At 63.8% G+C, this 10,112-nt stretch carries 9 protein-coding genes; all 9 read left to right on the top strand.

Going from position 1 to position 10,112, the window contains the following annotated elements; all coding sequences use genetic code 11:
• The first annotated feature begins 623 nt into the window (after positions 1-623).
• A complete protein-coding gene (locus tag HMPREF1546_RS01505) occupies positions 624-1,421 on the top strand; it encodes a hypothetical protein (protein WP_021750877.1) in 798 nt (265 codons plus the stop codon).
• 368 nt (positions 1,422-1,789) lie between these two features.
• Entirely contained in the window at positions 1,790-2,347 is a 558-nt protein-coding gene (locus HMPREF1546_RS17980) for a terminase small subunit (protein ID WP_198016086.1), read from the top strand.
• Positions 2,325-3,839, top strand: coding sequence for a PBSX family phage terminase large subunit (locus tag HMPREF1546_RS01495; protein WP_021750879.1), 1,515 nt, complete (start codon positions 2,325-2,327; stop codon positions 3,837-3,839). The genes HMPREF1546_RS17980 and HMPREF1546_RS01495 overlap by 23 nt, the downstream gene beginning before the upstream one ends.
• 66 nt (positions 3,840-3,905) lie before the next feature.
• Positions 3,906-6,050, top strand: a complete 2,145-nt coding sequence (locus HMPREF1546_RS01490) for a hypothetical protein (RefSeq protein ID WP_021750880.1) — start codon at positions 3,906-3,908, stop codon at positions 6,048-6,050.
• 69 nt (positions 6,051-6,119) lie between these two features.
• Complete coding sequence (locus HMPREF1546_RS18600; RefSeq protein ID WP_021750881.1) at positions 6,120-6,269, top strand: hypothetical protein; 150 nt, start codon at positions 6,120-6,122, stop codon at positions 6,267-6,269.
• Between the two features lie 95 nt (positions 6,270-6,364).
• Positions 6,365-7,375 (top strand): hypothetical protein, encoded by a 1,011-nt coding sequence (locus tag HMPREF1546_RS01485; RefSeq protein ID WP_021750882.1) that lies wholly within the window; start codon positions 6,365-6,367, stop codon positions 7,373-7,375.
• A 7-nt stretch (positions 7,376-7,382) separates the two neighbouring features.
• Entirely contained in the window at positions 7,383-7,814 is a 432-nt protein-coding gene (locus tag HMPREF1546_RS01480; RefSeq protein ID WP_021750883.1) for a hypothetical protein, read from the top strand.
• Positions 7,815-7,854: 40 nt separating this feature from the next.
• The gene (locus tag HMPREF1546_RS01475) at positions 7,855-8,865 is read left to right on the top strand and encodes a hypothetical protein (RefSeq protein ID WP_021750884.1); all 1,011 of its coding nucleotides are present in this window, start codon (positions 7,855-7,857) and stop codon (positions 8,863-8,865) included.
• A gap of 80 nt (positions 8,866-8,945) precedes the next feature.
• The coding region (locus HMPREF1546_RS01470; protein ID WP_021751613.1) for a tetratricopeptide repeat protein at positions 8,946-10,112 on the top strand (1,167 nt) is incomplete at its 3' end.

Here is a 10,112-nt window from a genome sequence, read left to right as displayed (position 1 = left end):
GGGCGCGGAAGTGCCCTTGGGGCGCAACGGAGCGGTGCGAGGTCTCGCCATTCGGCGGGACCGAGCGGAGCGAAGTTTGTGAGGACGATATGCCGCACGAGCGCATCAGCCTACATATCAGGGCCGGAGGGTCGCGCCCTCCATGCGGCAAGCAACCCGCCCGCTGCAGCGGCGGGGCGCGGCAGGGCTTCGGGAACGCTTACGTCTGCCGCAGATCAAAGCGCCGGAGAATGAGCCCATGACTCCTGAACTGGGCTTCGGGCCAGCGGACAGCCTGTACAAAACCCGAAAGATACCCGGTAAGCCGGGTATATGTCCTGCCGCGGGCGCATGAGCCGGGCGGGGCCTGTGAAACGAGATTCCGGTTTAAGTCACATCAAAAAGCCACAAACGCCCTGGCCGCCAGTACACGAGCACTGAGGTCCTCCGAAGTGGAGGGGAGCCAAAATGTGCCGCCGTCAATGCTGGGGACGGCACCAACGAGGGGCCCTGCGTAGACGATCAGACGAAAAGGCTTTCCGGATCATATACATATTAACATTCGCGCGCACGCGCGAATGTGGGCTTGGTAAGGGCCTAAGTTTTCGACAATAAACCATAATAAAGCGGAGGGAGGCATCTCCTTGGAAGGTTACTGGATCGTCCGGACGTATGAGGCAGGCAACGTGGGAGAAAAAACAAAATTTTTCGTCCCCGGTGCCCGCCCCACGAGATCACAGCGCCGCCTGCGGGACGCCGCCCGGAAACAGGCACAGAACGAGTACAGCGCGGAGAAGGCGCTGGCCCGCCTGCTCAACGCGAACTTCACAGAGGGCGACCTGCTGGTGGGCCTGGACTATTCGGACGATGGACTGGCGCGGCTGGAGGCCTGGGCTCTCCGGCAGGGCCTGCCCATGGAGACCGAGGAAGAGCGGCTGGACACTATGCGGGCGGCGGCAGAGCACGAGCTGCAGCTGATGATCCGGCGGGTGAAGCGGGAGCTGGACAAGCTGGGGCTCCCGCTGCGGTACGTGGCCGTCACCTCCGACATGGACGGAGACACCGGGGAGACGGTACGGGTGCATCATCACTTGGTAGTAGACCGGGCGGTGCGGGACGTGTTCGTGGAAAAGTGGGCGGGCCTGGGCGGCGTGGACTGGAAGCCGCTCTCCCCGCAGATGGACTACACGCCCCTGGCCTCCTACCTGATCCGGCAGGTGCGGCGGGTGCCGGATCACAAGAAGTACATCTCCAGCAGGAATCTGCTCCGGGTGGAGCCGAAGGACCGGATCGCCATGAGCGAGGCGGAGGTCCGGGTGCCGAAGGGCGGCGTGCTGCTGTTTCGGGAGGCGTACCACCCCGGCCTGTCCCAGTACATCCGGTACATCCTGCCGGAGAACCGGCGGAAGCGGCCGCCTGGAAGGACGGGAAAAACGGAATAGGCGGCGGAGGCCCGGGAATTTTCCTCGGGCCTGAAAGCCGTGGAATTTTTCGACACGACGACGCGCGCACGGGGGCGGGTATGCTCTCGCACGCGCGTACACGCGCGCACCTGCGCGCGCGAGGGGGCAATGCACCTGTATCCTTTGCAGGACAAGGGATACAGGCGTTTTTTCACGCCCAAAAAGTTGACGGTTCGACGCATGGTCACCCTGTTATACTGGTACTAGAGACCAGGGCCGAAAGGGGGCGGCCAAGATGCCAAAACGGGGAGCCCCACCGCACCCCGCGCGGCGGGGAAAGGACGAGGCCCGGAGCGAACGAGCCCTGCCGCTTGCGGCGGGGCGAGAGATGCGGAGGTGACGAGGACGTGGGAAGGCCCAGGAAGTACACGCCGCGGACGCTGCGAACGGCGGTGGATGAATATTTCCGCTACCACAGCCGGACCGTCACGCTGCGGGAGCAGGTGAACACCGGGCAGAAAGACGGCTGGGGACACTGGGTCTTTGAACTGCGGGACGTGACCAACGACGCCGGGGACCCGGTGAAGGTCCGGGAGTTCGTGGTCCCGCCGACGGTGGGCGGACTCTGCCGGCACCTGGGCATCCACAGGTCCACGTGGGCGGATTACTGCGACCCGGAAAAACATCCGGAGCTGCAGGAAGTGACGGCCTACGCCAGGGAGACCATGGAGGCGTTCCTGGAAGATGCGCTGCTCACCAGAAGCGGCAAGGAGCTAAAGGGCGTGATCTTCTCCCTGCAGAACAACTACGGCTACACCGAGCGCAAGGAAGTGGAGCTGGGGCCGCGGGCCAGAAAGGCCGTGACCGCGGCGGCCATCCCCATGGAAGAGCGGGAGGCGCTTTTGCGGGAGATGGTGCAGGAGTTCACCCAGGAGGCGGCAGATGGACCGGCAGGAGAAGGTTGAGCGGTATCTGAGCACCGCCATGTGGTGGAAGGGCCTGCGGGAGACCAACAACGAGGCCTTCCTGCCCCTGTTCTTCGACCAGCACCGCTATCTGGTTCTAAAAGGCGGCGGCGGAAGCGGAAAGAGCATCTTCGTCGGCCGGAAGGTTCTGGAGCGGGTCACCAGCGAGCCGGGACACCGCTGGCTGGTGACGCGGAAGGTGGCGCGGACGCTGCGGGACAGCTGCTTTGCGCAGCTGCGGGGTCAGATCGCCGAGCATTACCCGGACGCCGGCGCCAAGATCAACAAGGGCGACCTGTGGATCGGGTTCCCCAACGGTAGCGAGATTCTGTTCGCGGGTCTGGACGATGTAGAAAAGCTGAAATCCATCTACGACATCACCGGGATCTGGATTGAGGAGGCGTCGGAGCTGGAGGAAGGCGACTTCAACCAGCTGGACATCCGCCTGCGGACGGTCTTTCCCTACTACCTGCAGATGATCCTGTCCTTCAACCCCATCTCTATCACTCACTGGCTGAAAAAGCGGTTCTTCGATATGCCGGACCCGCGGGCCCGGGTACATGAGAGCACCTACAGGGACAACCGCTTTCTCACGGACGAGGCGGTAAAGACCCTGGAGGGGTTCCGGGACAAGGACGAATATTACTACATGGTCTACTGCCTGGGCCAATGGGGCGTGACGGGCAAGACCGTGTTCGACGGAAAGGCGGTCAGCGAGCGCCTGACGCGGATCCCGAAACCGGAGGCCCGGGGCGCCTTCGCCTACGACGCAGCGGAGGATGGCGTCCACATCGGGAACATCCGGTGGGAGGACGATGCGCAAGGCCCTGTGAAGGTCTACAAGAAGCCGGCGCCGGGGCGGCCCTACGTCATCGGCGCGGACACCGCGGGAGACGGCAGTGACTGGTTTGTGGGACAGGTGCTGGACAACGTGTCCGGAGAGCAGGTGGCCGTGCTGCGGCACCAGTACGACGAGGACACCTTCTCCCGGCAGATGTACTGCCTTGGCAAGTGGTACAACGACGCCATGCTGGCGCCGGAGGCCAACTTCTCCACGTACCCGGTGAAACTGCTGGACCTGATGGGCTACCGGAACCTGTACGTCCGGGAGATCGAGGACACCTTCGACGGGACCATCCGCCACGCATACGGATTCCGAACGGACCGGCTGACGCGGCCGGTCATCATCTCGGAACTGATCCGGGTGATGCGGGAGCATCTGGAGACCGTCAACGACGAGGACACTCTGCTGGAGATGCTGACGTTTGTGCGGGACGAGAAGCAGCGAGCGGCGGCGGAGCCGGGTGCCCATGACGACTGTGTGATGGCGCTGGCCATTGCTCACTACGTCCGGCCGCAGCAGACCATGGAAGTGAAGCGGACCGCGGCGGCGGGGACTGCTGCATGGACGCAGGATATGTGGGACGACTTTGAGCGGGCAGCCCCCCAGGAGCGGGAAATGCTTCTGCAAAAGTGGGGGACGCCCCGGTAAGTCCACATGGCCGCCGGCGGAAAAGTGAGAGGTACGGAGCTTGTAACAACGAAGGAGTGCTGAGATATGCCCAAAGAAAGAAAGGCCGCAGTCAAGCCGGCAAAGCTGGATGTCTGGCAGAAGCGGCTGGCGGACAGCGATGTGGCCTGGAAGGCCCAAATGACAAAAATGGACCGGCGGGAGCACCTGTACAGCGGGGACCGGGAGCTTCGCGCTTTGACAAAGGGGGACGAGGGGCAGAAAGCCCCCCATATCCGGAATATCGTCTTTGAGAACATCGAAAGCCAGGTGTCCTCCGCCATTCCCTCCCCCAAGGTCACGCCGCGGCGGAAGGAGGACGAGGCTCTGGCGGCCAAGATCGAGCACTGGCTGCGCTGCGAGCTGGACCGCCTGCCCTTTGAGACCATCAACGACCAGGCGGAGCGGACGGTCCCCATCCAGGGCGGTGTAGGCTTCCTGGTGGCCTGGGACAACCGAAAGCGGACCCACGACACGGTAGGCGAAGAGGAAGTTGCCTTTCTCCACCCCAAGCAGTTCGCGCCCCAGCCGGGGATTTACACCGGCATTCAGGACATGGACTGGTTCATCGTCCGGCAGCCCACCACGAAGGAGAACATCCGGCGGCGGTATGACGTGAACGTGGAGGACGAGGGCGAGCAGGAGCCCCAGGTGCGGGGAACCGGGGACGAGGACACGGCGGACGACGCCGTGACGATGTACATCGGCTACGCCAAAAACGACCGGGGCGGGATCGACCGCTACGTGTGGGTCAACGACATCGAGCTGGAGGACCTAGAGAACTACCAGGCGCGGCGGGTGCCGGTCTGTGCCCATTGCGGCCGGGTGCGCCCGCTCCCCGGGCAGGTCATCCAGAACCGGCAGGCCGTGGTGGAGACAGCGGAGCAGGACGCCGTGGAAGCGGAGCAGGACATCGTGGCAGCGGAGACCAGGAAGCAGATCGCGGGCCGGGCCCTGGCCATGCAGCTGGCACAGGATGTGGCGGCCGGTCTCGGCGGAGGTCTGGAGACCCTGGCAGCGGAAGGAGCGGCCGCGGAGCCGGAAGATCAGCGGCTTCGGTACGACGGCGAGGGACCCTGCCCGTGGTGCGGGAGCACGAACTGGACCACCAAAGAGCAGGAATACGAAGAGGTGACCCTGCCCATCGCCAACAGCTCCGGTCTGGTGATTCCGGGAGCGCAGCCGGAGATTGACGAGAATGGCCGGTCGGTCATGCGGCCTACCAAAATTCCCTTCTACCGGCCGGACGTGTTCCCGGTGGTATTGCAGAAGAGCGTGAGCGTCTATGGCCAACTGCTGGGAAACAGTGACGTGGACGTGATCGAGGACCAGCAGAACACCACCAACCGCATGGAAAAGAAGATCATTGACCGTCTGGTGAAGGCTGGGACCCGGATCACGCTGCCGGCCAAAGCGACGCTGCGGACGGACCCGGTAGACGGAGAACGCTGGTTCCTGGATTCCCCGGCCGACAAGGCCATGATCGACGTGTACCAGTTTTCCGGAGACCTGCAGTACGAGCTGACGTACCTGGCGACGGTCTATGAAGAAGCCCGGCAGATTTTGGGCATCACGGATTCCTTCCAGGGCCGGACGGACCCCACGGCCACCAGCGGAAAGGCCAAGGAGTTTTCTGCCGCACAAGCGGCGGGACGTCTGGAGAGCAAGCGGACCATGAAGCAGGCGGCATACGCCCAACTGTTCGAGCTGATGTTCAAGTTCTGGCTGGCGTACAGCGACGAGCCCCGGCCCATCAGCTACAAGGACAACGAGGGGAACACGGTCTACGAAGAGATCAGCCGGTACGACTTCCTGAAGCAGGACAAGGACGGCCAGTATTATTGGGAAGACCAGTTCCTGTTCGGCTGTGACGACTCCGCCCCTCTGGCCTCCAACCGGGAGGCCATGTGGCAGGAGACCCGGATGAACCTGCAGACGGGGGCATTCGGCGATCCCAGCAGCACGGAGACGCTGATTCTGTTTTGGAGCAAAATGGAAGAGCTGCATTATCCGGGAGCCGGAGAAACCAAGAAGTATCTGGAAAAGCGGCTGCAGCAGGAACAGCAGCGGGCCGCCCAGGCCCAGCAGATGCAGATACAGCTCCAACTGCTTGCCATGCAAAACCAGCAGCGTGGACAGCAGCTCGGAGCCGTTGCGGCCAACCAAAGCAATCAAGCGCCGACGGGCGCGTGATATACGCAAGTCAACGCGGGAAAATGACAAATAACGTCGGGGCGATGACGAGGAAAGGAGGCGGCACCTATGAAGAACGGCGGCAAGAGCGGCGGCTTCGGCTACGTGGGCCGGATCAAGAACTCCGGGGCCCAGGTGGTACAGGCCCCCATCCAGACCACCGTGTCCAAGAAGGGCACAGTGAAGACGGGCAACGACCTCCGGATCGGCAAGAAGTAACGGAGATCGAATAATCCGGGGCCGGGAGCGGCCCACCATTACGCAAGCCAACAGCGGGAAAATGGCAGCCGGCCAGAGGCCGGAATGGAGGCCTTATGGCTGGATTTGAAGAGAGTGATCTGTACGCTGCGTTTGGGCTGGAGCAGCCCGCAGGCGGGAACGAACCGGGAGCCGCCGAACCGGGAGCGCAGGAAGGACAGGCACAGGGCACAGAGCCCGGAACGGGCGAAGCCCAGGAGCCGGCGCAGACCCAGGAGCAGGACCCCTCCCGGGATCAGGGAAATGGTGGAGCTCAGGGCGGCGCCGGCGGTGCCGGGGACGTTTCCGGAGCGTCCCAGGCAGAGGGCGGGCAGGAAGGAGAGCCCGCCCAGCAGACCAAGGAGCAGCGGGCGGAGAATGCAGCCCGCCGGCGGCGGGAAGAGCAGCAGGCCGCCGTGAAAAAGGCGGTGGAGGACGAGAGGGCCAGAACCAAAGGGCAGATGGATGCCTTCTTTGCCAAGGCGGGGATGAAAAACACCGTCACGGGCAAGCCCATCACCACCCTGGAGGAGTTCGACGCCTGGCGGGCGGACTATGACGCCGCCAAGCTGCAGAAGGACCTGAAGGCCGGGAAGCTGACGCCGGAGGCCCTGCGGTCCGCGGTGGAGCAGACGCCGGCGATCCAGGCGCTGAAAAAGCAGCAGGAGCAGCAGGCGGCGGCGGACGAGCAGCGCAGGCAGGCAGAGGCCCAGGCCAGGGTAAATGCCGAGCTTGCGGAGATCCACAAGCTGGACCCCACCATCAACACGGTGGAAGACCTGCTCTCCATGCCCGGCGCCAAGGCATTTTATGACCTGGTGCGCAAGGGCAACAGCTTCCTGGATGCCTACCGGCTGGCTAACTTTGACCGTCTGACTACCGCCCGGGCGGAAGCAGCCCGGCAGCAGGCCCTGAACAACGCCCGCGGAAAGGACCACCTGACCGGCACCGGGACTCCCCAGGGGACCGGGGCGGCCACGGTGCCGCCGGATGTGAAGGCGGAGTACCTGGCTTTCAATCCAGACGCCACGGATGCGGAAATCCAGAAGCACTACAACAGGTACATGGAAAAACAACGGAAGGAGTAAGGTTTTTATGGCTTTTCTGATTCAGCAGGTAGACGGCGGGCGGGTGCCCGGCATCGAGTACCTGCCATGCGGGGCCATCACACCGAGGATCGGCATGGCCCTGATCCAGAGCGGCGGAAACCTGGCTGTCGCCAGCGGAACGACTGCACCCACCTATGTGAGCATGATCGAGAAGGAGACGCCCTGCACGGTGGGGGACATCATCCCCGTTATGCGGGTGCTGCCCGACATGATGTTTGAGACCACCTTCCAGGCGGCGGCCTCCAGTGTGAAGCTGGGCGACAAGGTGACGCTGCACACCGACGGCCTGCAGGTGACGGCCACCACGGCAAGCGGTGTGGCCGAAGTGGTGGGCATGGACGGCACCGCCGCAGGCGACAGAGTGCGGGTACGCTTCCCTGCTGTGGTCAACATCACCCAGAGCGGCGGGGGCGGCTGATCCGCCGCAGGAATCACCAAGGAAAGGAGACAATCATCGTATGGCACATATCACTTTTACGGAAGGGAGCGGCCTGCAGGACAGCATCTTCGGCAAGTCCCAGGCCCCCATCCGGATGTTCCTGGAAAAGCGGGGCGAGTCCTTTGAACAGAAGTCTATGATTCAAGAGCTGTTCACTGTGGGCACAAGCAAGCACTGGGGTGAGAAGTTCACCACCATGACCGCCATGGAGGGCTTCCAGCCCGTGGGCGAGAACGGCGAGTACCCCGTGGACGGGATGCAGGAGGGCTTCGACAAGTTCCTGGAGCACATGACCTGGAAGAACAGCTTCTCCTTGTCCCGTGAGATCGTGGAAGACTCCAAGCTCATGGACTTGAAAAAGCAGCCTGCCGCTTTCGTGGCTGGTTACTACCGGACCCGCGAGCGGTTCGGCGCCGCCCTCTTCGGCGCGGCCATCACCAAGGCCGCCAGCATGAAGTTCTACGGGAAGACCTTCGACGCCAAATGCGCGGACGGCAAGGGCCTGTTCGACACAGCCCATCCCTCCAAGATGGGCAAGGCAACCCAGTGTAACCAGTTCTCCGACGCCTTCAGTGTGGACGCCCTCTCCGCTGTGGAGACGGAGATGCAGGGCTTCATGGGAGACAACGGGGAAATTCTGGACGTTGCCCCGGACACCATCCTGATCCCCAATGACTACCAGCTGAAGCGGGACGTGTTCGCCGCCGTGGGCGCGGACAAGGATCCGGACACCTCCAACAACGGGTTCAACTACCAGTTCGGGCGGTGGAAGATCATTGTGTGGCCGTACCTGAACCAGTTCATCACCAAGAGCACGAAGCCCTGGGTGCTGGGAGACAGCAGGTACAACGAGGAATACGGCAGTGCGGTGTGGCTTGACCGCGTACAGCTGGAGGTGCGCAGCGAGCTTGCCGGCAACGACGCCAACGTATGGAAGGGCTACGCTCGGTTTATCGCGGGATTCAATGACTGGCGCGGATTCGCGGTGGGCGGCGTGAGCGGCGGCACTGAGCTGACCGGCGCGGCCTGAAATGCCGGGAAAACGGCGGCCTGAAGTGGAAGGGGGCCTCCGCGCCCCCTCCCGCTTATCACGACAGAAAGGGACATGCCATGAAGGTCTGCGTGTACGCCATTGCCAGGAATGAAGAACAATTTGTGGACCGCTGGATGGACTCCATGGCAGAGGCGGACTGGGTGTGCGTCCTGGACACCGGGAGCACGGACCGGACCGTGGAAAAGCTGGCGGACCGGGGCGCGATCGTGCGGCAGGAGATCATCTCCCCCTGGCGCTTTGACGCGGCCCGCAACCGCTCCATGGATCTGATCCCGCCGGGCACAGACGTCTGCGTGTGCACGGACCTGGACGAGGTATTCCGGCCCGGCTGGCGGAAGCTGCTGGAGAATGTCTGGGAGCCGGGAACGGAACAGCTCCGGTACATCTATATCTGGAGCTTCGGCCCCGGCGGGACGCCGGGCACTACGTTTTTACAGGAAAAGGTCCACACGCCCGGCGTGTTCCAGTGGCATCATCCGGTACATGAGGTGCTGCGGAGGACAGACGGGCAGCGCACCTGGAAGACAGCGGTATGTCCGGAGATCGTGCTGGAGCACTATCCGGACCCGAAGAAAAGCCGGGCGGAGTATCTGCCGCTGCTGGAGCTCTCCGTCCGGGAGGACCCGGAGGACGACCGGAACGCCCACTACCTGGGGCGGGAGTATATGTTCCACGGACTGTACGCGGAGGCCATCCCGGTGCTGAAGCGCCACCTGGAAATGCCCGGAGCCGTGTGGCAGCCGGAGCGGTGCGCCTCCATGCGCTTTCTCTCCCGGTGCTATCTGTCTATGGGCGACAGGCGGCAGGGCATGGTGTGGGCGCTGCGGGCCATCGCAGAGGCACCGGAGCTGCGGGAGCCCTGGGTACAGGCGCAGGAGGCTGCCTACGCGGCGGAGGACTGGGAGGGCGTGGTCTACTACGGCCGGCGGGCCGTGGACATCACCGAACGGTCCGGCTTCTATATCAACGAGGACAGGGCCTGGGGCGCCTATCCCTGGGACGCCATGGCGTATGCCTGCTACCGGATCGGGGATCTGCGGGCGGCAAGAGAATACGGAGAGCAGGCGCTGCTGGAGGAACCGGACAACCCGCGGCTGCTGAAGAACATGAGGTTCTACACGGGGGACCCCGCAGGAACCCAGCGGAGCGGTTCCTGTGGGGAGAGGACGGGCGCCCAAGCCCACGGAGTGGGCGCGGAAGTGCCCTTGGGGCGCAACGGAGCG

The organism is Oscillibacter sp. KLE 1745, from assembly GCF_000469445.2.
GTDB classification, from domain to species: domain Bacteria; phylum Bacillota; class Clostridia; order Oscillospirales; family Oscillospiraceae; genus Oscillibacter; species Oscillibacter welbionis.
Note: the sequence above shows the minus strand (reverse complement) of the source record. Positions and strands in the feature narration are given on the sequence as shown.

Bases quoted from the DNA above. Each gene is read 5' to 3' on its own strand.
- HMPREF1546_RS01495 (WP_021750879.1), top strand. From the start codon at position 2,325: ATGGACCGGCAGGAGAAGGTTGAGCGGTATCTGAGCACCGCCATGTGG.
- HMPREF1546_RS01490 (WP_021750880.1), top strand. From the start codon at position 3,906: ATGCCCAAAGAAAGAAAGGCCGCAGTCAAGCCGGCAAAGCTGGATGTC.
- HMPREF1546_RS18600 (WP_021750881.1), top strand. From the start codon at position 6,120: ATGAAGAACGGCGGCAAGAGCGGCGGCTTCGGCTACGTGGGCCGGATC.
- HMPREF1546_RS01485 (WP_021750882.1), top strand. From the start codon at position 6,365: ATGGCTGGATTTGAAGAGAGTGATCTGTACGCTGCGTTTGGGCTGGAG.
- HMPREF1546_RS01480 (WP_021750883.1), top strand. From the start codon at position 7,383: ATGGCTTTTCTGATTCAGCAGGTAGACGGCGGGCGGGTGCCCGGCATC.
- HMPREF1546_RS01475 (WP_021750884.1), top strand. From the start codon at position 7,855: ATGGCACATATCACTTTTACGGAAGGGAGCGGCCTGCAGGACAGCATC.